General features: G+C 64.0%; 25 protein-coding genes. 11 read left to right on the top strand and 14 right to left on the bottom strand.

Annotation, left to right across the window (positions count from 1 at the left end; translation table 11 throughout):
* Positions 1–6 precede the first annotated feature (6 nt).
* From crcB to serS, 3 genes are read left to right on the top strand one after another with little or no spacing between them, the layout of a single operon-like run.
* Positions 7–381: a fluoride efflux transporter CrcB gene (gene crcB / locus THIMADRAFT_RS20980; protein WP_007195124.1), complete on the top strand. Its 375-nt coding sequence runs from the start codon at positions 7–9 to the stop codon at positions 379–381.
* Entirely contained in the window at positions 378–698 is a 321-nt protein-coding gene (locus THIMADRAFT_RS20975) for a DUF190 domain-containing protein (RefSeq protein WP_007195123.1), read from the top strand. Before crcB ends, THIMADRAFT_RS20975 begins: the two co-directional genes overlap by 4 nt.
* Complete coding sequence (gene serS / locus THIMADRAFT_RS20970) at positions 692–1966, top strand: serine--tRNA ligase (protein WP_007195122.1); 1275 nt, start codon at positions 692–694, stop codon at positions 1964–1966. The genes THIMADRAFT_RS20975 and serS overlap by 7 nt, the downstream gene beginning before the upstream one ends.
* 241 nt (positions 1967–2207) lie before the next feature.
* Here serS and THIMADRAFT_RS20965 read toward each other — a convergent pair whose 3' ends face one another.
* From THIMADRAFT_RS20965 to THIMADRAFT_RS27545, 11 genes are all read right to left on the bottom strand, one after another.
* The gene (locus tag THIMADRAFT_RS20965) at positions 2208–3569 is read right to left on the bottom strand and encodes an ATP-binding protein (RefSeq protein ID WP_007195121.1); all 1362 of its coding nucleotides are present in this window, start codon (positions 3567–3569) and stop codon (positions 2208–2210) included.
* Between the two features lie 163 nt (positions 3570–3732).
* Positions 3733–4296, bottom strand: a complete 564-nt coding sequence (locus tag THIMADRAFT_RS20960; RefSeq protein ID WP_007195120.1) for a heme NO-binding domain-containing protein — start codon at positions 4294–4296, stop codon at positions 3733–3735.
* Between the two features lie 244 nt (positions 4297–4540).
* Positions 4541–4900, bottom strand: coding sequence for a hypothetical protein (locus tag THIMADRAFT_RS20955; protein ID WP_007195119.1), 360 nt, complete (start codon positions 4898–4900; stop codon positions 4541–4543).
* Positions 4901–5136: 236 nt separating this feature from the next.
* Positions 5137–5874: an aquaporin Z gene (gene aqpZ / locus THIMADRAFT_RS20950; RefSeq protein WP_007195118.1), complete on the bottom strand. Its 738-nt coding sequence runs from the start codon at positions 5872–5874 to the stop codon at positions 5137–5139.
* Positions 5875–6206: 332 nt separating this feature from the next.
* Positions 6207–7235, bottom strand: coding sequence for a tRNA (adenosine(37)-N6)-threonylcarbamoyltransferase complex transferase subunit TsaD (tsaD, locus tag THIMADRAFT_RS20945; RefSeq protein ID WP_007195117.1), 1029 nt, complete (start codon positions 7233–7235; stop codon positions 6207–6209).
* A 19-nt stretch (positions 7236–7254) separates the two neighbouring features.
* On the bottom strand, positions 7255–7524 hold the full coding sequence (locus THIMADRAFT_RS20940) for a type II toxin-antitoxin system Phd/YefM family antitoxin (RefSeq protein ID WP_007195116.1): 270 nt from the start codon (positions 7522–7524) through the stop codon (positions 7255–7257).
* Between the two features lie 165 nt (positions 7525–7689).
* Entirely contained in the window at positions 7690–8775 is a 1086-nt protein-coding gene (gene thiO, locus THIMADRAFT_RS20935) for a glycine oxidase ThiO (RefSeq protein WP_007195115.1), read from the bottom strand.
* On the bottom strand, positions 8772–9716 hold the full coding sequence (gene ispH / locus THIMADRAFT_RS20930; protein WP_007195114.1) for a 4-hydroxy-3-methylbut-2-enyl diphosphate reductase: 945 nt from the start codon (positions 9714–9716) through the stop codon (positions 8772–8774). The genes thiO and ispH overlap by 4 nt, the downstream gene beginning before the upstream one ends.
* Positions 9717–9750: 34 nt before the next feature.
* Positions 9751–10296: an FKBP-type peptidyl-prolyl cis-trans isomerase gene (locus tag THIMADRAFT_RS20925; protein WP_007195113.1), complete on the bottom strand. Its 546-nt coding sequence runs from the start codon at positions 10294–10296 to the stop codon at positions 9751–9753.
* A complete protein-coding gene (locus tag THIMADRAFT_RS20920) occupies positions 10293–11054 on the bottom strand; it encodes a hypothetical protein (RefSeq protein WP_007195112.1) in 762 nt (253 codons plus the stop codon). Before THIMADRAFT_RS20920 ends, THIMADRAFT_RS20925 begins: the two co-directional genes overlap by 4 nt.
* Before the next feature lie 82 nt (positions 11055–11136).
* A complete protein-coding gene (locus THIMADRAFT_RS27545) occupies positions 11137–11277 on the bottom strand; it encodes a hypothetical protein (protein WP_007195111.1) in 141 nt (46 codons plus the stop codon).
* Positions 11278–11782: 505 nt separating this feature from the next.
* On the opposite strand from THIMADRAFT_RS27545, the gene THIMADRAFT_RS20915 reads away from it, so the two are divergent.
* The 7 genes from THIMADRAFT_RS20915 (at position 11783) to rimO (ending at position 18821) form a co-directional block, all read left to right on the top strand.
* A complete protein-coding gene (locus THIMADRAFT_RS20915) occupies positions 11783–13258 on the top strand; it encodes a SulP family inorganic anion transporter (RefSeq protein WP_007195110.1) in 1476 nt (491 codons plus the stop codon).
* 185 nt (positions 13259–13443) lie between these two features.
* Positions 13444–14307, top strand: coding sequence for a universal stress protein (locus tag THIMADRAFT_RS20910; RefSeq protein WP_007195109.1), 864 nt, complete (start codon positions 13444–13446; stop codon positions 14305–14307).
* A 560-nt stretch (positions 14308–14867) separates the two neighbouring features.
* Positions 14868–15191, top strand: a complete 324-nt coding sequence (locus tag THIMADRAFT_RS20905; RefSeq protein WP_007195108.1) for a type II toxin-antitoxin system RelE/ParE family toxin — start codon at positions 14868–14870, stop codon at positions 15189–15191.
* Positions 15188–15517: an addiction module antidote protein gene (locus THIMADRAFT_RS20900; protein ID WP_007195107.1), complete on the top strand. Its 330-nt coding sequence runs from the start codon at positions 15188–15190 to the stop codon at positions 15515–15517. The genes THIMADRAFT_RS20905 and THIMADRAFT_RS20900 overlap by 4 nt, the downstream gene beginning before the upstream one ends.
* Positions 15518–15940: 423 nt before the next feature.
* Positions 15941–16225 carry a type II toxin-antitoxin system TacA family antitoxin gene (locus tag THIMADRAFT_RS20895; RefSeq protein WP_007195106.1) on the top strand — a complete coding sequence of 95 codons (285 nt, stop codon included), beginning with the start codon at positions 15941–15943 and terminating at the stop codon, positions 16223–16225.
* A complete protein-coding gene (locus THIMADRAFT_RS20890; RefSeq protein ID WP_007195105.1) occupies positions 16222–16758 on the top strand; it encodes a GNAT family N-acetyltransferase in 537 nt (178 codons plus the stop codon). The genes THIMADRAFT_RS20895 and THIMADRAFT_RS20890 overlap by 4 nt, the downstream gene beginning before the upstream one ends.
* Before the next feature lie 737 nt (positions 16759–17495).
* Entirely contained in the window at positions 17496–18821 is a 1326-nt protein-coding gene (gene rimO / locus THIMADRAFT_RS20885) for a 30S ribosomal protein S12 methylthiotransferase RimO (RefSeq protein WP_007195104.1), read from the top strand.
* Positions 18822–19018: 197 nt separating this feature from the next.
* Here the strand turns inward: rimO and THIMADRAFT_RS20880 are convergent, their stop codons facing one another.
* On the bottom strand, positions 19019–19219 hold the full coding sequence (locus tag THIMADRAFT_RS20880) for a YgaP family membrane protein (RefSeq protein ID WP_007195103.1): 201 nt from the start codon (positions 19217–19219) through the stop codon (positions 19019–19021).
* Positions 19220–19351: 132 nt separating this feature from the next.
* Here THIMADRAFT_RS20880 and THIMADRAFT_RS20875 point away from each other — a divergent pair, with 132 nt between their 5' ends.
* On the top strand, positions 19352–20938 hold the full coding sequence (locus tag THIMADRAFT_RS20875; protein ID WP_007195102.1) for a bifunctional aminoglycoside phosphotransferase/ATP-binding protein: 1587 nt from the start codon (positions 19352–19354) through the stop codon (positions 20936–20938).
* Here the strand turns inward: THIMADRAFT_RS20875 and THIMADRAFT_RS20870 are convergent.
* Both THIMADRAFT_RS20870 and dusA read right to left on the bottom strand, forming a co-directional pair.
* Complete coding sequence (locus tag THIMADRAFT_RS20870; RefSeq protein ID WP_007195101.1) at positions 20925–21800, bottom strand: DMT family transporter; 876 nt, start codon at positions 21798–21800, stop codon at positions 20925–20927. The genes THIMADRAFT_RS20875 and THIMADRAFT_RS20870 overlap by 14 nt on opposite strands.
* A gap of 24 nt (positions 21801–21824) precedes the next feature.
* Positions 21825–22814 carry a tRNA dihydrouridine(20/20a) synthase DusA gene (gene dusA, locus THIMADRAFT_RS20865; RefSeq protein WP_267878414.1) on the bottom strand — a complete coding sequence of 330 codons (990 nt, stop codon included), beginning with the start codon at positions 22812–22814 and terminating at the stop codon, positions 21825–21827.
* Between the last annotated feature and the right edge of the window lie 417 nt (positions 22815–23231).

Raw genomic sequence — 23231 nt, 5'->3', positions numbered from 1 at the left:
TCTTCGATGCTTCAGCTTTTTGCGATTGCCGCCGGCGGGGCACTCGGTGCACTGGCACGCTACGGGATGTCGAACGGTGTTTACGCGTGGCTCGGCCGGGGCTTTCCTTGGGGGACCTTGGCGGTCAATCTGCTCGGCTCTTTCCTGATGGGCCTCTTGTTCGTCCTCTTGATCGAGCGCTTGAGTTGGGCGCCCGAATGGCGCGGTGCGATCCTGATCGGCTTTCTCGGCGCTTTTACGACGTTTTCCACCTTTTCGATCGAGACGCTGAATCTATTGGAGGAGGGGTCCTTGCTGACGGCCTTTCTCAATATGCTTGTCAGCGTTTGGCTCTGTATTGTTGTCTGTTGGGTCGGGGTGATCCTCGGGAGGTCGCTATGAGTCGGGTCGAGGCGCTCATGGTTCGGATCTATCTGTCCGAGTCCGATCATGCGCTCAAGGCGGTGCTTGCCTGTCTGCACGACGAGCTCCGCGTTCGAGGCGTCACCGTCATGCGCGGGATCGAAGGGTATGGGGCGTCCGGGAAACGGCACGGCGCATCTCTGATCGATCTCTCGCTCGACCTGCCCTTGGTCGTCGAGTTTTTCGATCGACCCGAAAAGGCCGCGGCGGCGATTGCTCGAGTCGAGCGCTTCGTCGGTCCGGGCCATCTCGTCTCTTGGCCGATTACTGTTGAATTCGAGGAATCCGAATGTTAGATCCACGCCTGCTGCGCAACCGGTTGGACGAGGTTGCTGCGCACCTGTCACGTCGCGGTCTGGTCCTGGATACCGCGCGCATCGAGTCGTTGGAGGCCGAGCGCAAGGCCTTGCAGGTCGAGGTTCAGTCGCTGCAGAACGAGCGCAACACCCGCTCGAAGGCGATCGGGAAGGCCAAGGCGTCCGGTGCCGACATCGGGCCCTTGCTGGCCGAGGTCTCCGACCTCGGCGAGCGTCTGAAGGCATCCGAGGTGCGGCTCGACGAGATCCAGTCGGCCGTCGAGGAGATCGCCCTGGGGCTGCCCAACCTGCCCGATCCGAGCGTGCCCGACGGGCGCGACGAGCGCGAGAATCGCGAGGAGCGGCGCTGGGGCGAGCCGCCGAGCTTTGGCTTCCAACCGCGTGATCATGTCGACCTCGGCGCCTTCAACGGCTGGATGGACTTCGACCTTGCTGCGAAGCTCACGGGCTCGCGCTTCGTGGTCTTGTCCGGTCCGCTCGCGCGTCTGCATCGGGCGCTGATCCAGTTCATGCTCGACACCCACACCGCAGAGCACGGCTATACCGAGGTCTATGTTCCCTATCTGGTGAACGCGGAGAGTCTCTACGGGACCGGCCAGCTTCCCAAGTTCGAGCAGGATCTCTTCAAGGTCCCGGGCGAGCGCGATCTCTATCTGATCCCCACCGCGGAGGTGCCGGTCACCAATCTCTTGCGCGACCTGATCCTCGAGGCGGGCGAGCTGCCGCGCAAATGGGTCGCCCACACACCCTGCTTTCGCAGCGAGGCCGGTTCCTACGGCAAGGACACCCGCGGGATGATCCGCCAACACCAGTTCGAGAAGGTCGAGCTGGTCCAAGCCGTGCGGCCCGAAGGCTCGCTCCAGGCCCTCGAAGACCTGACCCGGCATGCCGAGTCCATCCTTCAACGTCTCGGGCTCGCCTATCGCGTGGTCTCGCTCTGTTGCGGTGATCTCGGATTTTCCTCGCGCAAGACCTACGATCTCGAGGTCTGGTTGCCCGGCCAGGAGACCTATCGCGAGATCTCCTCCTGCAGCAACTTCGGCGACTTTCAGGCCCGTCGACTCCAAGCCCGCTGGCGTAACCCCGAGACCGGCAAGCCCGAGCTGCTCCACACGCTCAACGGCTCCGGCTTGGCGGTCGGTCGCACGCTGGTCGCGATTCTGGAGAACTATCAGAAGGCGGACGGGCGCATCGTCATCCCCGAGGTGCTGCGGCCTTACATGGGCGGGCAGGACGTCTTGGGGTAACCTCCGCGAGGAGGCGCGAGGCCCGGCGATGTGACCTAAACCGCGTCCAGAGCGAGATGCTCACTTTCGCGTGAACTCGAAGTTGGGTGCATCCACCGCTCTTCGCAGAGACGCGGTTTAGAATGTTATATTTTTCAAAATCTTAAACGGCGCCGGCTCCGACAATGATCGGGGCCGCTGCGGCCAAGCCAATTCAACAAACTACGCAGACCGCGCCGGGCGCGGTTTAAGATCGCACGGATTAGGGCACGACGGAGGAACCCTGCGCGTGCTTCGCGAGACAGATCGAGCACAACTCGAGTCGAAGCTGCTCGAGACGCAAGGGTTTGCTGATAAAGCCGGCCATGCCGGCCTCCAGCGCCTTGGCCCGATCCTCCGGGAAGGCATTCGCGGTGAGGGCAACGATGCGCGGCTGGCGGGGCAGATCCAGCGCACGGATCCGCTGCGTGGTCTCGAGGCCGTCCATCTCGGGCATGATGAAGTCCATCAAAATCACGTCGTAGTCGTTCTGCTGAACCATCTCCAGTGCTTCGGGACCTGAGGCGGCAATCTCCGACTGATGTCCGAGGCGCTCGGCCATGCGCCGTGCAAGCAATCGGTTGACGGGATTGTCATCGACGATCAGAAGGCGAATGCTTGGCGCCGTGCATCGACAGAGGGTCTCGTCATCGGCGCCATCGCGGGCGCTCGGCACGTCGCTAGCCCGCTGAAGCTGTACATCGAACGCGAAAACGGACCCTTCTCCGGGGGCGCTGCGGCAGGCAATCTCTCCGCCCATCTCGTGCACCAGCCGATGGCAAATGGCCAACCCGAGTCCGGTGCCTCCGAAATGTCGGCTGGTCGATGCATCCGCCTGGGAAAACGGCTGGAACAGACGCGCCTGCTGCTCGGCGTTCATGCCGATGCCGCTATCCACGACGCGCACTTGCAGGCGCCAGCCGTCGGGCATCTCGTTCGCTTCCGCCTCGAGGCGCACCTCTCCGCGCAGGGTGAATTTCAACGCGTTGCCGATGAGATTGGCGAGCACCTGCCTCAAACGAAGGCGATCTCCGACGACCCACTGCGGCAGAGGCATAAGCTGACTATGAAGTCGCACGCCGCGAGGAGCTGCTTGTGCCTCGAACGAGCGCAGGGTGCTCTGCAAGAGATCGGCAGGATCGAAGACTTCCTGCTCCAGTTGCAGTTTTCCTGCCTCGATCTTGGAGAAATCGAGGATGTCGTTGATCAACGCGAGCAGATTGCGCCCGTTATCGTGAATCAGCGAAACCTGTTCCTGATGCTCGGGCGCCAAAGACTCGAGCGACAGGAGCTCGGACATGCCGATGACCGCATTCAGCGGCGTGCGGATCTCATGGCTCATCACCGCCAGAAAGTCGCTCTTCGCGCGGACCGCCTCCTCGGCTCGCTCGAGTGCCGCGTGCAGCTCGGCCGTGCGCGTCTGTACCTGCTCCTCCAACGCAGCGGCCTGGCGTTGCAATGCCTGATTTGCCTCGTAGAGCTCAAGGCTTTTCTCTTCCAAGAGTCGTTCCGCCTCCTTGCGGGCACGTCGCTCGCGTTCGGCGCGCCGCAGCAGCCGATCCGGATCTGTTTGCGTCTCGGTCATGGTCAGCTTAAACCGCGCCCAGCGCGCTATGCGATGTTTTTGGATGGGATCGACCCCGGCAGACTTGACGACCGTTGGAGTCGGCGCGGTTTAACGTTTTAAAAAATATAAAACTTTTAAACCGCGTCCCCGCTAAGGGTCATGGATGCACGAAACGTCGAGCTCACTCGAAAGTGAGCATCTCGCTCTGGACGCGGCTTAACTCGAAGCGCACGAGCCCGCCCTTGTCGTCCAGATCATGTCGCTCGATGACGACGGGCGTCCCGAAGTGCGCGATGCACTGACGAATCAGGCCCTCGGCCAAATCGCCCATGTGCCGGTCGGAGCGATAGAGCATACGCAGGTGATCCGGGTCCGGTCGCTCGATCTCGAAGCGAGGCAGCTCCGCATTCGGATAGAGCTTGCGCACCTGAACATGGATCACGTCCTCGATCCGCTCGAGAAAATCCAGGCTATCGTCGATACCGTGGAAGAAGTCACCGTGATGGACGTGAAACCGCTCGAACAAGAACTCTCCGAACGCCCGAATCAAGGTTGGTGCCGGGGTGCCCGTGCGCTCGGACAGGGCTCCGACCAGAGCAACCATCTCGCCATGACTATAGGTGCCGACGCTCGTGTAGGCACCGCCCGAGGGAAGATCACTGGCGTCGATGATGTCATCCGCCATCTCGGGGGAGAACTGGGCCTCGACCATTTCGAGAAACTCAACGAATACAACGCCTTTCATGAGCGTGATCCCCTCGGGCTGGTTGTGACGACGAGGCCGATAGCCGATTCTTCTCCTCGGCCAATCCTAACGGAATCCGGCAACGCTAGGGTAGTCATCACTCTTCTCCGAGCGCCTCGCGCCACAGGCTCCGTGCGTCCGAAGTGCGATCCAGGCGACCGGCAGCGCAAGCCGCAAGACTGGAGCAGAATCCTCGCGAAAAGGCGTCGCCGATCGACGGCGCGCACCGGACTCCATAGGCTGGCTATGGCGATTTTGCATTCGGCGGCACGAAGGGCCGGAGGTGCCCTTGCGTATCCAGGGTCCAGCGTGTGCCGTCGGTTGCCGGGATTCCGGTCTCCAGGCGCCAGCGTTCGGGTAGAGGGCGGGGCAGTGCGAGCATTCCGCCGCCCGGGGTGTCCATCAGGGTGAACTCCAGTCGTCCGTTGATCGGGTCCTTGATCTCGACGCGTACGCGCCAGCATCCATTCCACTCGCGGTAGAAGTCAAACGCGAGCTCTACCGGGCCGACCAACTCCGTCAAGACGGCTCGAATCAGATGACGTGCGACGTTGACGCGACGGCGTAGGTCGGTCAAGGGGATCGGTAGCGGTTCCTGCTGCATGCTGTCTCTCGGCCTCTGGATGACGACTCATCCTACAGGCGGGGATCGAAGCCGCAAAGGAGTGGCGAGGTCAGGCTGCACGCGGTCTTCTGCTGCCGTTGGTCCGATCGGCGGCCGAGGTCCGCTCCTCGAAGCCTTCGAGGCGAATTGCGCCGACCGCTCGATCGGTACCGATCGAGCGGTCGGCGGTCGGTCGCGAGCGCGAGGGGCGTCGCGTCCCAACGTGATTGCTCGCGTCAAGCCGTATGTTTTTGCTCGAAAAGACGATACACCACGCCAGCGATTGCCGCGCCGACCAGCGGACCTACCCAGAACAGCCAGAGCTGGCTCGCCGCCTGACCTTCTCCGCCGGTGAGCAGCGCCAAAGCCGGTCCGGTGCTGCGCGCCGGGTTGACCGAGGTGTTGGTGATCGGGATCGAGATCAGATGGATCAGCGTGAGCGCCAGGCCGATGGCGAGACCCGCATGGGTGCCGATGCCGCGCTTGTCGGTCGCGCCCAGGATAATGAAGAGGAACATCGCGGTCATGACGATCTCGGTCACCAGTCCGGCGATCATGCCGTAGCCCTGCGGTGAGAGGCTGTCGTAGCCGTTGACGGCCAGGCTGTTGGCGGCGAGCGTGAAGGTTGCTTGCCCCTCTTTGTGCATCCCCATGTCCGAGGCGATGAACCAAATCAGGAAGGCTGCGGCGATGGCCCCGAGGACCTGGGCGATGACATAGACCGGAAGATCGGAGAAGGGGAAGCGGCCGCCCACGGCGAGTCCCAGCGAGACGGCGGGGTTCAGATGGCAGCCGGAGATATGACCGATGGCATAGGCCATCGTCAAGACGGTCAGGCCAAAGGCGAAAGAGACGCCCAAATAGCCGATTCCGACATCGGGAACGCCAGCGGCGAAGACGGCGGCTCCGCAGCCGCCGAGTACAAGCCAAAAGGTGCCGATCAGCTCGGCGAGCGCACGTGTCATCAATGGCATCGACATGTCCTCCGGTTAGGATGAATGATTAGAAGGCGCCGTATCATAATGCCTGTTTGGTTTGCACACTATCTGTTTGTCGGTCTCGATGACGGCTCTATCGGTCAGTCGATGCGCCGAGTCGTATTCCTTGTTTCGTGAATGGGATTCACGCGATTCTGCATCGGTTCGGTGCCGGTTCAGTCGTGGCCGAAATCAATGTTGTTTCAATAAGGATATTCGTCGATCGAATAGGGGCTTTACGTGGACGTCTTTACTGGGCCGCTTTGCGTTTCAGGTACGGATGGAGCGACCCTGTTGGCGAGAGGATCCCGGAGGTGGCTCGGTAGACCTTAGGCGGGGGTCAGCTCTTCCATCGGCCAACGTGCCCGGGGCTTGAAGGCGAGTGGTTCGACATGGCCCGCGCGCAGGCGCTGCCAGCCGGCGTAGGCGATCATTGCCCCGTTGTCGGTACAGAGAGAGGGTCTGGGGTAGAAGGTTTCCCCGCCCGCGGCGGTGACGGCGGCGTTCATGCGCTCGCGCAGTCTGCGGTTGGCGCTGACGCCTCCGGCGAGGATCAGGCGTCGATGGCCGGTCTCCTGCAGGGCGCGGCGACATTTGATCACTAAGGTGTCGACGACGGCCTCCTCGAAGGCGCGGGCGATGTCGGCTCGGGCCTGGTCCGGGTCGAGCGCCTCGGGAAGGGTCTCGCGAACGGTATTGAGTGCGAAGGTCTTGAGTCCGCTGAAGCTGAAGTCGAGGCCCGGTCGGTCGGTCATGGGGCGCGGGAAACGGAAACGCTCGGGGTTGCCGCGCTCGGCGAGCTTGGCGAGCTCCGGTCCGCCGGGGTAGGGCAGATCGAGGATCTTCGCGGTCTTGTCGAATGCCTCCCCGGCGGCGTCGTCGAGCGATTCGCCCAGGATGCGGTAGCGGCCCACCCCGGTCACGTCGACCAGTTGAGTGTGTCCGCCCGAGACCAGGAGTGCTACGAAGGGGAAGGCGGGCGCCGGGTCTTCGAGCAGGGGCGCGAGCAGATGCCCCTCCATGTGATGGACGCCGACGGCCGGCACGCCCCAGGCCCAGGCGAGGCTTCGCCCCAAGGCCGCGCCGACCAGGAGTGCCCCGACCAGGCCGGGCCCGGCGGTGTAGGCCACGCCGTCGATCGACGCGGGATCGAGCCCCGATTCTTCAAGCACCTGCCGGATCAGCGGCAGTGTCTTGCGCACGTGATCGCGCGAGGCCAGTTCAGGGACGACACCGCCGTATTGGGCATGGATCTCGATCTGACTGTAGACGGCTTGCGCGACGAGACCGCGCTCGCCGTCGTAGACGGCGATGCCGGTTTCGTCGCAGGAGGTCTCGATCCCGAGGACACGTCTCACGATCCTGTTGTGCACATGATCACCGTTCGAGCTTGCGGAGTCTCTCGAACACCTCGCCTGCCGGTTTGACCTCCCCTGCGGCGATCTGCCGACTGCCTAGGGCGAGTATCTTCAGCAAAGCAACCGTGTCTTGCTGGTCTTCATAGGACTGGATATCCAGGATCACGGCCTTGGCTTCGCCGTTTTGAGTGATGATTAGGGGCTCACGATCCTCGCATACGCGACGGATGACTTGGGCGGTTTGCGTCTTGAGAAGACTGATCGGCTTGATCTGGGTTGATGGACGCATGATTATGGTGCCCTTGCCATGGAGCTAAATAAAGGGCTGAGTATAGCTCTTTGCTGCTCGGGCGGCAGGCGCAATCCGGTCACCGGTAAGTTGGTGCGTTGTTCCCTGCGGTAGCGAGGCGCAGCGAAGCTGAGATACCTGTTGTGCTATAGCAGAGTAAGCCGGTCAGCGCGCGGCATCCACCGCGTAAGGGGCCGGGTCCAGGATCGGGGTGCGCCCCAGGATCAGATCGGTCGCGAGGCGCGCAGAGGCGGGGCCGGTGACCAAGCCGTTACGGAAGTGTCCGGCATTGATAAAGAGGCCATCCACACCCGGATAGGCCCCGATAAAGGGGATGCCGCTCGGCGAGCTGGGTCGCAACCCCGCCCAATGGTCTTCGATGGGGGTGCGTTTCAGAACGGGGAACATCTCGAAGGCCGCACGGTAGAGCGCCTCTTTGACCTCGGCGGTCGTCGTTTTGACGAATCCGGTGTGCTCGAGTGTGCTCCCGAACAACATCCGTCCGTCGCGCCGCGGAATGAGGTACTGCTCGCGGTGCAGGGTGATGTGGTTGATCTGACCGGGCTTGCCGTAGAAGAGGATCATCTGACCGCGTACCGGCGCGATGTCCGGTGTTTCGCCGAGTTGCTCGAGCAGCCTGGCGGTCCAGGCGCCGGTGCAGATGACGACCCGGCGTGCCTGGATGGCGCCGTCCGGGGTCCGTACCCCGGTGACCTGACCGCTGTCGACGAGAAGCTCCAAGACCTCTTCGTTTTCGCGCAGCTGGATGCGTTCTTCCACCGAGCGGCGAGCCGCCTTGGTCAGGCGCGGCGTGCGCACCTGCGCGATGCGCGGCAGCAGGAGTCCGCGGGTGAGACCGGTTCCGAGCTGAGGCTCGATCTCGTGCAGGTGTGCGCCTTCGACCGCTTCGATCGGATGGCCATGGCGCTCGGCCCAGGACACGGCGAGCGAGTGCTCCTCCATATCCAGCACCAGCATGCCGCTCGGGGTCAGCTCGGGATCGATCCCGGTTTCCCGAAGCAGCGCCTCGGCCAGCTCCGGATAGGCGTGCTGGCTCCAGGTCGCGAGTGCCGTCACCGCTTCCGGATAACGCCAGGGGTAGATCGGCGAGATGATGCCGCCGCCGGCCCAGGATGACTCGCGGCCGGTCTCGCCCATCTCGATCAAGGTGACATCGGCCCCGGCCTCGGCCAGCTCCCGTGCGGTCAGGAGACCGATGATGCCGCCGCCGACGACGAGGACATCGCTCATGATGCCGCCCTCGCGCCGAGCTCGCGCGGCAGGGGGAAGACGACCTGCTCGCGGATGCCGTCCTGCTCTTCGACCCCGGCGACGCCCCAAGCCTGGAGCTGGGCGATGACCTGCTCGACCAGCACCTCGGGGGCGGAGGCCCCGGCGGTGAGCCCGACCCGCGGCGCGGCGCTCAGCCAGTCGCGGCGGATGTCCTCGGGACCGTCGATCAGATAGGCGGTGCAGCCCTGCTTCTCCGCCAGCTCGCGCAGCCGGTTGGAGTTGGAGCTGTTGGCCGAGCCCACAACCAGCAGCAGATCGCAGCGTGCGGCGAGATCGCGGACCGCGTCCTGTCGGTTCTGGGTCGCGTAGCAGATGTCGCTCTTCTTCGGCCCTTGGATCTCGGGGAAGCGTTCACGCAGTGCGTCGATGATCCCGCTCGTGTCGTCGACCGACAGTGTGGTTTGGGTCACATAGGCCACCCGCGACGGGTCCTTGATCTCGAGCCCGGCGACGTCGGCGACCGACTCCACGAGATGCATCGCCCCGCCGTCGCTCAGACACTGGCCCATGGTGCCCTCGACCTCGGGATGGCCGGCATGACCGATCAGGATCACCTCGATCCCGTTCTTGCAGTGCCGCGCGACCTCCAGATGAACCTTTGTCACGAGCGGACAGGTCGCGTCGAAGACACGCAGGTTGCGCCCTTCCGCCGCGCGCCGGACCTCTTGGGCGACGCCGTGTGCGCTGAAGATGAGTGTCGCCCCGTCCGGGACCTCGTCCACCTCCTCCACGAAGACGGCGCCGCGCTCTTTGAGACCGTCGACGACGAAGCGGTTATGGACCACCTCATGCCGGACATAGACGGGCGCTCCGTAGAGCTCGAGCACGCGATCGACGATCTCGATGGCGCGGTCGACACCGGCACAGAACCCACGGGGATTGGCGAGGAGGATGTTCATAGTGTCCAGAGGATAGGGGATCGATCGGGAAAATTCACGTCCCGGGGGCACGCTCGAGCGGGGGCTCGGATTCGGCCACGGACAAGAGCCGAACGCGGATGGTCAAGGAACGCCCGGCGAACGGGTGGTTGAAGTCGACCTGCACGCGATCGGCCTCTGCGGCCAGGACGACCCCGCTGGTTTCGTGCCCGCCGGGCGTCTCGAAGGCGACGACCAGGCCGGGTACGGGCGCGATGTCGGGCGGGAAATCGTCGCGCTCCATCCAGTGGATATTGGCCTCGTCATAGGGCGAGAAGAGCTCGGAGCCATGGGCGACGACATAGGTCTCGCTGCCGGGGGCAAGACCGAGGAGTGTCGACTCGAACGCCGGTGTCAGGGTGCCGTCGCCGATGGTGCAGGCGATCGGGTCGGCGTCGAAGGTGGAGAGTGCGACGAAGCCGTCCTGGAATCGGACCTCAAGATGCAGCTCGACGGCGCGACCGGGGGCGAGGAGCGCGCCCGTCACGCTCTCGGTCTCGTTCACGGCCCCGTTTGCAGGCGGGCTCTCGGGCGGGGTGGCGTCGGTCACGGCGCGGCTCATGCCTGCTCGGCGGCGATCGCGTGCAGGACCGGCAACTCCAGGCCATAGGTCTCGCCGTTGCGGATCGCTCGGGCGAGGCGTGCCGGTGCGCTGCGACCCATGCAGGCGTGCTCGGGATCACCCGCGAAGGCGACGCCGAGCGCATTGAAGAGCGCATCGCGATCGAATCGACGCCCGGTCATGGCCTCCTGAAGATCGATCACCTCATGGCCGACCTCCTCGGCAAAGGCGCGATGCCGCGACCACAGGGTCTCGACCGTTCCGCCCGTGCGCAGCCCTGCGATGTTGGTCGTCAGGATGAAGAGATTCTTGAGGACCAGCTCGAAGACGAGCTCGTCGGCGCTGCTCAAGCGTCGAGCGGGGATCGCCAGGGTCGCCAGGGCATCGGCGAGCAGATCCGCCCGAGGACCATACACGGGGGAGGGGATGATGACTTTGTGGTCCCGCCCCGGCTTCTTCTCGAACCAGACCGAGATCACGGTCGGCTCGACGCAGTCGGTCCAGTCGCTCGGCAGCAGCTCGTTCTGGAGCAGGCCGAGACGCCCTCGCCATGGCGGCGGAACGGCGCCTAGGGTCGCGGCCAGGTCGGCCTCTCCGACCGCGATCAATACGAGCTGCGGCTCGGGCAGCTGGGCGGCGGCCGCAGTGAGCGACGCCCCGCGCAGCACGGGGAAGACGGGATGGCCGAGCTTGAGAAGGCCGCGCGCGAAGACGCCGCCCATCTCGCCGACACCGACGAGCACGACAGGATGTTTCATCGTTCCGAAATGCCTCCAGCCACCAGCGTCCAGCCGCCGGCCGCGATCGACCCTCGGCGATGTACGACTTTGCCCACGCTCGTCATTGCAGCAGCTCCTGCGTCACGAACAGGTAGCCGAGCGCGGTCACCACCACGAAGATCGCGACATAGATGAGCAGAATGCAGACCCCGGGGAGATCGTTGCAGACCGTCCTGTATCGGCAGAGCTTACATCCTCTCATCCGGCACCTGTTGATTTGTCTCGGCGGGGCGCCCCTTGCGGGAGCAGGCGGGCTCAGTATCGGGGTTCTCAATCCTGAGTATCCTCACCTAGTTCGGAGGTGTGATCAAGGCGTGTCGAGGTTTCATCCGGACCGATTCCGGTTTGGGTCGCGTCGCCGGACCGATCGCCGGAGGGGGCGTCCGGGGTCATTGATCGATGCGCGTCGTTCCGATAGCATCTCGGCGCTCTTGGTCGCCGATATCAGGCTTTTCGGCCGCCGCGTTCGGCGAAAGCCGTCTTTACAGCCAACGAGAGCCTTCCCGGTGTAGCCCCATCCCTCTCCGAGTCGACGTCTCCGACGGTTCGTGTGGCCGCCGCCCGCATCGGCTCGAGCCGTGCTGCAGACCGATTCCAGGATCCGATCCGACGCCGACCTCTTCCTCGGTTCGCGAGCAGCCGCTCGGCCACCTGTTGTTTCGTCCTCTTCGGCCGTCCCGACAGGCATCAGAAACGGAATTGAAACCATGAAATCCTTGCGCCAGGACTGGCTCTCCAATGTTCGAAACGATCTTCTCGCCGGCCTCGTGGTCGCGCTCGCCCTGATCCCGGAAGCCATCGCCTTCTCGATCATCGCCGGCGTCGATCCCAAAGTGGGTCTTTACGCCTCCTTTGCGATCGCCACCGTCACCGCGTTCGTCGGCGGCCGTCCGGGCATGATCTCGGCGGCCACCGGGGCGATGGCGTTGCTGATGGTGGTCTTGGTGAAGGAGCACGGACTGCAGTATCTGCTGGCCGCGACCATCCTGACCGGCATCCTGCAGATCCTCGCCGGTGCCCTGCGTCTCGGAAACCTGATGCGTTTCGTGTCGCGCTCGGTCATCACCGGCTTCGTCAATGCGCTGGCCATCCTCATCTTCATGGCTCAACTGCCCGAGCTGATCGGGATGAGCTGGGAGGTGTACGCGATGGTGGCCGCGGGTCTCGGCATCATCTACCTCTTCCCGTATCTCACGAAGGTCGTTCCGTCCCCGTTGGTGACCATCGTGATCTTGACGGGGGTCTCGATCGCGTTGGATCTGGACATCCGCACCGTCGGCGACATGGGCCAAATGCCCGATAGTCTGCCGATCTTCCTGTTTCCCGACATCCCGCTGACCTGGGAGACGCTGCAGATCATCTTCCCGGTTTCGGCAACGCTCGCCGCGGTCGGTCTTCTCGAGTCCATGATGACCGCCTCGATCGTCGATGACCTGACCGACTCCAACAGCGACAAGAACCGCGAGTGTGTCGGTCAGGGCGTCGCCAACATCGGTTCCGGATTCATCGGCGGGATGGCCGGCTGCGGCATGATCGGGCAATCGGTGATCAACGTGAAATCGGGCGGTCGCGGACGTCTCTCCACGCTCGTCGCCGGTGTCTTTCTGCTCTTGATGGTGGTGTTCGCGGGCGACGTGGTCGCGATGATTCCGATGGCCGCCCTGGTGGCCGTGATGATCATGGTCTCCATCGGTACCTTCAACTGGGCATCGATCCGCAACCTGCGCGAGCATCCGCTCAACGCCAACGTCGTCATGATCGCGACCGTGATCGTCGTGGTGGCTACCCACGATCTGGCGAAAGGCGTCCTGGTCGGCGTGCTGCTCTCCGGGTTTTTCTTCGCCCATCGGGTCGGACAGATCCTGCATATCGGCTCGATGGCACTGCACGAAGGGCGTTTGCGCGTCTATGTCGTGACGGGGCAGGTGTTCTTCGCCTCGGCCGATCGCTTCGTCGCCTCCTTCGATTTCAAAGAGGTGATCGAGAAGGTGCGCATCGACGTCAGTCGGGCGCATTTCTGGGACATCACTGCGGTGAGTGCCCTGGACAAGGTGGTTCTCAAATTCCGCCGCGAGGGTACCGAGGTCGAGGTCGTGGGCCTCAACGAGGCAAGCGCAACGCTGGTGGATCGTTTTGCGGTGCACGACAAACCGGATGCCGTCGAGCAGCTGATGGGGCACTGAACCGCGCTCGGAGTCACATGACGGGTTGCCGGATGTGATCGGCCTCGTTTCACACAGACGGTGTCGGCGCGGCGCGGTTCAGATGGAATAACCGGGTCTCGTCGAGCCGTCGTCAGTCAGGAGCCTGAAGCCCGTGCGAGACCGACGCACTGTGTCACGGGGGCGTTTGAACAGGGGAATTCTCCATGCAAAACGAAAAAAAGGTGTTGGCGTGCGTCGATCATTCGCACTTCGCCGACAATGTGACCGATGCAGCGGCTTGGGCTGCGCGTCGGACGGGGGCACCGATGGAGTTGCTGCACATCATCCATCGTCAGACCGAGATCTCCACCGGTAAAGACCGGAGCGGGGCCATCGGTGTGAACGCGCATCAACACCTTCTGACCGAGCTGTCCGAGGAGGACGCCGCACGCAGCAAGGAGGTGCGCGAGCAGGGTCGGCTTTTCCTCAATCGTTTGCGCGAGCGCGCCATGGCGGCGGGGGTGCCGTCGCCGGATGTGCGTCAACGCTACGGCGACCTGGAGGAGGTGCTCGTCGAGCAGCAGCCGAGCGTGCGTCTGTTCGTCCTCGGACGGCGCGGCGAGTCGGCGGAGACGACACAGCGCGACCTGGGCCGCAATGTCGAGCGCATGGTGCGTGCCCTCAAGCAGCCGATCCTGGCCGTCACCCAGGGTTTCCAAGAGCCGCGGCGGGCGATGATCGCCTTCGACGGCGGCACCATGACCCGCCGCGGGGTGGAGATGATCGCATCCAGCCCGCTGTTTCGGGGGTTGCCCATCCATCTGTTGATGTCCGGAAAGAGCCGCAAGGACGGTCCACGCCAGTTGGAATGGGCCAAGACGACACTCGAGAGCGGTGGATTCGAGGTCGAGTCCGCGCTGATCCCGGGCGACGCGGAGGGCATCATCGCCGGACATGTCCGCGAGCATGAGATCGACATGCTGATCATGGGCGCCTACAGTCATTCGCCGCTGCGTAGCCTCTTGTTCGGCAGCAAGACCTCGGACCTGCTGCGATCGGCCAAGATACCGACCTTGCTCCTGCGTTGAACCGCGTCCCGAGCAAGGGGCTGAGTTCCGAGCGAGTCCAACGGCGAGCGCGTCCCGCGTGTTGTTTCCAACATACTCTCGTCACGGCTTTCTAAGTTTCGCTCACCTGACTCAGTGAGATAAGCCCTCGGCTCTGAAGGGGGGTAACTTAACTTTTCGCGATGTTTCCGCACTGCGGCGCCGGCCGAGAGTTGGTGGAAGGGGCCGTTTTCGACCCAGACCTGCTGCCCGGCGCCTCGACCTGAGCGACCGTTCCGGACGCACTGCGGACGCTGGCGCTCACGCTGCGGTTGGGCTGGTTGCGATCCAAAACGGTCCGTTAATGGACGACTCCGAGTGGCTGAAGACCATTGTGAAGTCGACGTTAGGACGCAGTCGTGCATCAAGCACAGATCAGATGCTGCCTTGGGCCAATGCGTAGCGAGATGAAACCGAAAGGTACCCCATCCGGCAGCCTGGGCCGCGCGGATCGCCGCAGCCCGGGCGCATGCCGGCCCCGTCTTGCGCTCCAAGGTCTTTTTGCACTGCGCAGAAGTAGCTTTTAAGTTACACTTGTGTCCATGATAGAGCTCTTTCGGTATCAGCGCGAGGACGGCCGCGAACCATTCACGGAATGGTTGGACGGCGTGCGCGATAGGGTGGCACAAGCACGGATTCGCGTTCGTTTGCGGCAAGTGCAGTCGGGTAACTTCGGCGACAGCGAGCCGGTCGGTGAAGGTGTCATCGAGTTGCGTGTGCACGTCGGTGCCGGATACCGCGTGTACTGTGGCCGCTACGGAGCATCGGTTGTCCTGCTCTTGTGCGGCGGAGACAAGAGTTCCCAGGTATCGGACATCAAGCGCGCCAAGACGCTGTGGTCAGAGTGGAAACGGAGACAAACATGAATCAATTGAAAGGCGTGGTCTCACACCATGAGCGCGAGATCGCCGAACTGCGCGCCGACCGGGAACTGGCGGTCGCGTACCTGAAAGCAGCGATGGAGTCGCTCGACGATCCCGACGAGCGAGCCGCCGGTCTCTTGGCGCTCCGCACCGTGGCGGAAGCCCATGGCGGCTTGGGGGCGGTGGCGGCCGAGGCCGGCATCAGCCGGGAGTCGTTGTACCGCTCCCTGTCACCCAAGGGCAACCCGACACTGAAAACGTTGCTTGCCGTGCTGAAAACAATGGGCATGCGGCTGTCGGTCGAACCGGAACACCAAGCTCATGCTTGATGCTCCGTTACTCCGGCAGCCGGGAGTCCCCTGATCTGCCAGATTTTGCCCGTAAGGCAAGACGAACCGAACATGTCCGTCTGCTCACGACGCTGCGGCGGTCGCTCGTGGGGTGAGCGCAGCTGACCGGATCGGATCTTAACCGGCTTATCCGGAGCATGCGCGCCAGCGTCCGCAACGCGCGTTTTGCTGCCTTAGGAGCGCGTCGGCTGAGCATCAGCTTCGGCTAGATTCCACGCCGTCACGATACCTGAGCCCCGTGACCGCTGATCGGGCGAGAGGACCACGTCGTGTCTTCGTGTCTTCGCCGGAGAACCTCTTGCGATTCCCATCCCGATCAGCGCAATGACGATGCACGCCGCCGGCTTGCCATGTGCGTACGTACGGCGCACACTTTACTGCCTTCCGACTCCGGAGTCCACGATGAGCCAGACCGCCAACAAAGACAGCCGCCTGCATATTCGCTGCGACGAGCGTACCCGACAGCTGCTTGACAAAGCGGCCGGCTACGCGCGAGTCAACCTGTCCGAGTTCGTCCTCTCCCGGGCCATTGCGGCGGCCGAGCGAATCGTGCAGCAGCAGGAATCGATCACCCTACGAGTCGAGGACTTCCAGGCGTTCTTGGCCGCGCTCGATGCCCCCGATGGACCCAATACCGCCTTGCAGCGCGCGGTGGAACGTCATGCCGAACAGGTCGAGCGTTCGTGAGCTATCTCATCCGGCCGCTCGATGACGCGGTCGAGAAGGACGCCTTTCACTGCCCTCAACAGGATCTAGACGTCTATTTGCGGCGTTATGCCTCGCAGGATGTGCGCCGAGGTGTGGCGCGGGTGTTTGTCGCCACGCCTCGGGATGAACCACGCCGGCCGGCAGGATTCTTCTCCTTGAGCGCAGGAAGCGTGAGTGTGGAGGACTTACCCTTGGCGTTGGCACGCAAGCTTCCCCGCTATCCGGTGCCGGTGGCGTTGCTCGGGCGCTTAGCCGTCGACGAGACCTTCAAGGGCCGAGGACTCGGTTCGATCATGCTGTCCGACGCCTGCAAAAAGGTCATTCAAGCCAGCCGTGTTCTGGCGGTTGCTGCGCTGTTGGTCGACGCCAAGGATCCATCGGCGGCGGCATTCTATCGGCACTTCGGCTTTACGGCCCTTCCGGGCCGATCCGACCGACTCCTATTGCCGGAGAGGGTATTGCGGAAACTCTTTCCCCGCTTGGACGCGTTCGATCAGAGCAACCGATCCTAAACATCGAGGGGTCGCTGGGTCGGTCTTTCTTTATGCCCGTAGGACCAAACGAACCGAGACGGCCGTCTGCTGACCTCACCACAGCGGGCGCTCGCGTGGCTTGCGTGACGGGTAGATCCGGGTCGTCAACAGGTGTCCGGAGCGTGACCGACAGCGTCCGCAACGCGTGTTGAGGAGTCACTCGGTTTGACTTGACGTGCGACGGATTGTGGCCGATTCCGGGCAGAAGGGAAGCATCAAGCCGAACGAGGCCAGCGGAGGTGCTCGGCGGAATGGCGACGGTGGGATCATCCGGCACGGTCCGCGCGTTTCAATCTGAGAATCTGCTTGAAGTAAAGCCAGTGACAACACCCGCGGACTCTTGGCGGGGACGCGGTTTAGGTCCGTTTCGCTTCCGCCGACGGGACGCGTAACATGGCGTACCACCGGGAGAGGGTCCTGGCCCTTGCGGAGACCCGGATGTCGGTGCCGGCGTTCGTCGATCGCGCGACGGAAGAGATTTCCCAGTCGCTTGTCGTCGGGCAACCTCTGTCGCCGTGGCGCACCCGTCGAGCAGGTGCACGGGATGCAGGCCGAGGCAGACGATCGCGCCCTGATCTTCGTGTTGAACCGCGCCGAGCCCCGGAGGATCCGCTGTGCGGACCTTGGCCGTGCGGGCCAAGGCCCTCGCAGTGTCCTCCGAGCGACTGCTCGCCGATTGTCGTTTTTTTGAACGTTAATAGATCTCGGTTGACCCTATGTCGATGACCCAAACCCCCAAGATCGGATTCGTGAGCCTCGGCTGTCCCAAGGCGACGGTGGATTCGGAGCGGATCCTCACGCAGCTGCGTGCGGAGGGTTACGGCATCCCGCCGAGCTACGAGGATGCCGATCTGGTCATCGTCAACACCTGCGGCTTTATCGACGATGCGGTCGAGGAGTCGCTGGATGCGATCGGCGAGGCGCTGCATGCCAACGGTCGCGTCATCGTGACGGGTTGTCTGGGTGCGCGTGCCGAGATCGTTCGCAAGGCCCATCCGGAGGTCCTCGCGGTCACCGGTCCGCATGCACTCGACGAGGTGATGGCGGCGGTGCACGCGCAGCTGCCGGCGCCGCATGATCCCTTCGTCAGTCTGGTGCCGCCGCAGGGCGTGAAGCTCACGCCGCGGCATTTTGCCTACCTGAAGATCTCGGAGGGCTGCAACCATCGGTGCAGCTTCTGCATCATCCCGAGCCTGCGCGGCGATCTGGCGAGCCGCCCGATCGGCGAGGTGCTCGCGGAGGCCGAGCGGCTGGTGGAGTCGGGGGTGCGCGAGCTCTTGGTCATCTCGCAAGACACCAGCGCCTACGGGTTGGATCTACGCTATCGGCCCGATTTTTGGAGGGGTCGGCCGATCAAGACCGACACGCTCAACCTGGCGCGCGCGCTCGGCGAGCTGCCAGCCTGGGTCCGGCTGCACTATGTCTATCCCTATCCGCATGTGGACGCGCTGATCCCGCTGATGGCGGAGGGGCTGATCCTGCCCTATCTCGACATGCCGCTGCAGCACGGCAGCGAGCCGATCCTAAGGGCGATGCGCCGTCCGGCGGCGACCGAGAAGGTGCTCGATCGGCTCTCGCGCTGGCGCGAGCAGTGCCCGGATCTGGTCATGCGCAGCACCTTCATCGTCGGTTTTCCGGGCGAGACCGAGGCCGAGTTCGAGGAGCTGCTCGACTTCCTGCGCGCAGCGCAACTGGACCGTGTGGGCTGTTTCCCCTATTCGCCGGTCGAGGGCGCGACGGCCAACGCGCTGCCCGATCCTGTCCCGGAGCCGGTCAAGCTCGAGCGGGTCGAGCGCTTCATGGCCGTGCAGGCGGAGATCAGCCGGTCGAAGCTCGCCGAGCGCATCGGTCAGCGGCTGACCGTGCTGGTCGACGAGGTCGGAGAGGACGAGGTGATCGCCCGCAGCTACGCCGACGCACCCGAGATCGACGGCGAGGTGATCATCGCGGGTGCGTGGGAGCTGGATCCGGGGGATTTCATCGAGGTCGAGATCACGGATGCGGGCGAGCATGATCTCTGGGCGCAGCCAGTTACCGATTGAATCGCGTCCGTTTCGACAGGCGACCGCGGCGTTTTGCCGCAACGCCCAAGGTTCATGCGCGGTCCGCGCCGACGCGATTCAAGTGATGAATATCTTGTGTTTTTCTGAACCGCGTCTCGCCGAGGCTGCCGTGTGGCACGAGGTCAAGGCAAAGGACGAAGCGATGTTGATCGCTCCGGACGCGGTTCAGTGGGGGCTCAGAAGGCGGGACCGGTCTTCTTGCCCATCTTCTTCAGGATCAGCGCCAACGGGCAAAATCCGGTGAAGGCCGACTGGAAGAGATTCAGGCCGACGAAGGCGGTGAACCACATCCAGTAGGGGCTGACGTAGTGTGCGAGCAGGAGCGAGATCAGGATGAAGGCGCCGGCGACGGCAAAGACGATGCGCTCGATAGACATGAACATCTCCAAAGGTTCGGATTGCGGGTTGGGGAAGGGCGAATATCCTTCGGGATATTAAAGAACGCTTATACTCAGTTCAAGGTCGATTGACGTAAGGTTTTGTACCGGACGGATAAGGGTAGCTGCCCCGTGGACATCGACGCCTTCCCGTGCCTGATGCAAGCGCTGATGCGACCGGAGGCCTATCCGCACCCTGCCGATCCGGTCGAGCACATCGAGACGCACATCTCGCATGTTTTTCTCGCGGGTGCGTTTGCCTACAAGCTCAAGAAGCCGATCGATCTGGGTTTTCTCGACTTCTCCACGCTGGAACGCCGTCGCCGCTGTTGCGAGGAGGAGCTGCGGCTGAATCGGCGTCTCGCGCCGGATCTCTATCTGGGCGTGGTTGCCGTCACCGGCACCGCAAACGCGCCGCGTATCGGCGGAACCGGTCCGGTGCAGGAGTATGCCGTGCAGATGCACCGTTTCCCGCAAGAGGCATTGCTCGACCGTCAGGAGCTCTCCGGGGAGCTGATCGATCGCTTGGCCGTGGAGATTGCCGAGTTTCACGCCCGGATCCCGGTCGCCGATCCCGAGAGTCCTTTCGGCACTCCCGAGGCCGTGCTTGCGCCCATGGTCGAGAATCTGGTGCAGATTCGCGCCCGGGCCCTGCTGCCGGATCCCCGCGAGCGTCTGGATCGCCTCGACGCCTGGACACGCGCGCGCTGGCAAGCCCTAACTCCAATGATCGAACGGCGGCGGCGCGACGGCTTCGTGCGCGAGTGTCACGGAGACATGCATCGGGGCAACATCGCCTTGGTCGACGGTCAGATCCGCATCTTCGACGCGATCGAGTTCAACCCCTTCCTGCGCTGGATCGACACGGCGAGCGAGATCGCTTTCCTGATCATGGACCTGGATGAATCCGGCGCGGAGCCGCTGGCGCGGCGCTTTTTGAACCGCTATCTGGAGCGCAGCGGCGACTACGAGCTGTTGTCCCTGCTGGATCTTCACAAGGTCTATCGCGCGCTGGTTCGGGCGAAGGTCATGGCCATTCGTCTCGGGCAGGCGGATCTGGATCCGGCACAAGAGGCCCGCGATCGCTCGACCTGCATCCGTTATCTGGAGCTTGCCGAGTCCTACACCTGCACCCGATCGCCGCGCCTGTTGATTGCATGCGGACTGTCCGGATCCGGAAAGAGCTACATGGCGAGACTGCTTCGCGAGGCACTCCCCTTGATCCATTTGCGCTCGGACATCGAGCGCAAGCGTCTCTTCGGCATCTCCGAGACCGTGTCCACCCGTGCGTCGCTCGATGCCGGGATCTATTTTCCGACCGCGACCGAATGGACCTACGCCCGTCTGCTGCGTCTGGCAGAGACGATCCTCGGCTGCGGTTACGACGTCTTGGTCGATGCGACCTTCATCCGCGCGGCGCGGCGAGCACTGTTTTGGGACTTGGCTCGGCGGCAGCGCATCCCGGTCGCGATCCTGGCGCTCGATGCCCCCCTGGATGTGCTGCGTCGCCGCATCATTTCCCGGCGTGCCGAGAAACAGGATGTCTCGGACGCCGACGTGCGGGTTCTCGAGCGCCAACGGCTGGCGCTCGAGCCCTTGGCATCCGACGAGCGTGCCCACGCGGTCTTCATCGACACCAGCCGAACACCCTCGTTGGACGCGTTGCTCGAACGCATCGAGGCGGCCTTCGTTTCGGTGAGCGCGCCTACCGAGCAATGAGCGCCACACCGGCGAGCATCAGCACGCCGCCCGGCAGACGGGTCGAGAGCCCGGTCTCGCGAAAGACCAGGACGCCGTAGAGGATGCCGAAGAGCAGGCTGGTGCGTTTCACGGCGATCATGTAAGCCACCTCGACCTGCTGCACGGCAAGGAAGTGCGTGTAGACCATCAACCCCATCAGGACGCCGACGAGCAGCACCGGCAGCGGTCGGCGGGCCAGCTCGAGGAGAAGCCGAGGACGCGGCAACAGGATCAGAAGGCAAACGGCCGCGCCGAGCAGGGCGAAGTAGAAGGCCCCGAAAAACTCCGGGTCCATGTGTCGCATAGCGCCTTTGCCCAGGGTGGCGGTCAGGGCATAGATGGCGGCCACCGCCAGCATCATCCGCGAGCCGGGCTCCTCGACGATCGCCGCGAACGGACGTGTCCAGCTTCGCCAGTCGCCGCGTTTGGCATGCCGACTGTTGAGCAGCCAGGCGCCGGCCACCACCAACCCGACCCCCGCCGCGCCGTGCGGGCTGACCTCCTCGCCGAGCAGCACCCACGCCACGGCGATGACGAACACCGGGGTGAAGGCCAAGTAGGGCAGGGTGAGCGAGAGCGGATGATCGCGGATCGCCGCCATGTAGAGCAGCATCGCGGCGATCTCGAGCGGGATGAGGGCCGCGATCCACCCCCAAAAAGCAGGCGGCAGGTCCAGCAGCGGCGGCATGCCGACCAGCAGCGGTGTCATCAGGAGCCCGGCGACACCGAAGCGCACCACGACCAGCTCGCGGGCCGAGAAGCCTTGCAGCCAGGCCTTGGTCGCGGCGTCCGCACTCGCCAGGGAGAAGGCGCAGAGCAGGGAGAGGCTGACCCAGTCCATGGCGCCTCGCGGTAGATCCGTCGACTAAGGCCGCGGCTCGGGCGGCAGCTTCGCGGTCAGGACCTCGACCCCCGCGCCCGGACGGTGTGCCTGCTCGCTCAGATGGCGTCGCCACGCGCGCGCGCCGGGTTGGCCTTGGAAGAGACCGAGGATGTGCCGGCTCATGGCGCTCAAGGGTGTGCCTCCCGCAAGCTCGCGCTCCACATAGGGCAGGAAGGCGTCGAGGATCTCGTTGCGTGTCGGCGCCCGACGGGCATCCCCGAAGATCGTCCGGTCGGCCTCGGCGAGAATCCAGGGGTTGTGATAGGCCTCGCGCCCGATCATCACACCGTCGAGCGTCTTGAGAAACCCTGCGGTCTCGTCCAGGGTCTTGATGCCCCCGTTGATCGCGATGGTCTGATGCGGCAGATCGCGCTTGAGCCGCTCGACGACCTCGTAGCGCAGAGGCGGGATGTCGCGGTTCTCCTTCGGACTCAGCCCGGCGAGCCAGGCCTTGCGCGCGTGCACGACGAGCGCATCGCAGCCGGCCTCGGTCACCGTGCCGGCAAAGTCCAAGAGCTCGTCGTAGCTGTCGCGATCGTCGATCCCGATGCGGGTCTTGACGGTCACCGGCACCGCGACGGCATCCTTCATCGCCGCCACGCAGTCCGCGACCAGACTCGGCTCGGCCATCAAGCAGGCGCCGAACCGCCCGTTCTGGACCCGATCCGACGGACAACCGACATTGATGTTGATCTCGTCGTAGCCCCGATCGGCGCCCATCCGTGCGCAGTGCGTCATGTCCCGCGGGTCCGATCCGCCGAGCTGCAGCGCGACCGGGTGCTCTGCCGCATCGAAGGCGAGAAAGCGCTCCCGCTCCCCGTGAATCAGCGCACCCGTGGTCACCATCTCGGTGTAGAGCAGGGTGTGCCGGCTGATGAGGCGCAGAAAATACCGGCAGTGCCGATCCGTCCAGTCCAACATGGGTGCGACAGACAGGCGGCGGTCCAGCAAGGGTGCGGGGAGGGAAGTCAAAGACGTGCCTTGCAACGGGGCGTATTGGATGGGCCGGTGAAACCGACAGACGTCGCTAGTCTATCCGCGTACGGCGCCGGCGGGTACCGGCTTAGGACGAGGGGCGAGAAATCTCGCAGCTTGCGCGAGCACGCGGGCAGGCCCGGTGGCGATCTCCGCGTTTCGCGCGGTCGAGGAGTTGTCCTGCCGTGACTGCGCTGCTCGCAATCAACCGCCATTTCGAGGGTCGGGATCGCTCGACCGGAGCCCTCGCGATCAGCCTAAAAAGAGTCGTTGAACCGCAAAGAACACAAAGAGCACAAAGAACGTAGAGGCGTTCAATGCCTTGCTTCAATGATGCTCTTCACCGAAAGGGTGAACGTCGTTCGCATTGCAACGTCTTGTTTTCCTTTGCGCCCTTTGCGCCTTTGCGGTTCT

This window comes from Thiocapsa marina 5811 (assembly GCF_000223985.1).
In the GTDB taxonomy this organism is placed as follows: domain Bacteria; phylum Pseudomonadota; class Gammaproteobacteria; order Chromatiales; family Chromatiaceae; genus Thiocapsa; species Thiocapsa marina.
The sequence above is the reverse complement of the archived record's forward strand: the minus strand, read 5'-3'. Positions and strand labels throughout refer to the sequence as shown.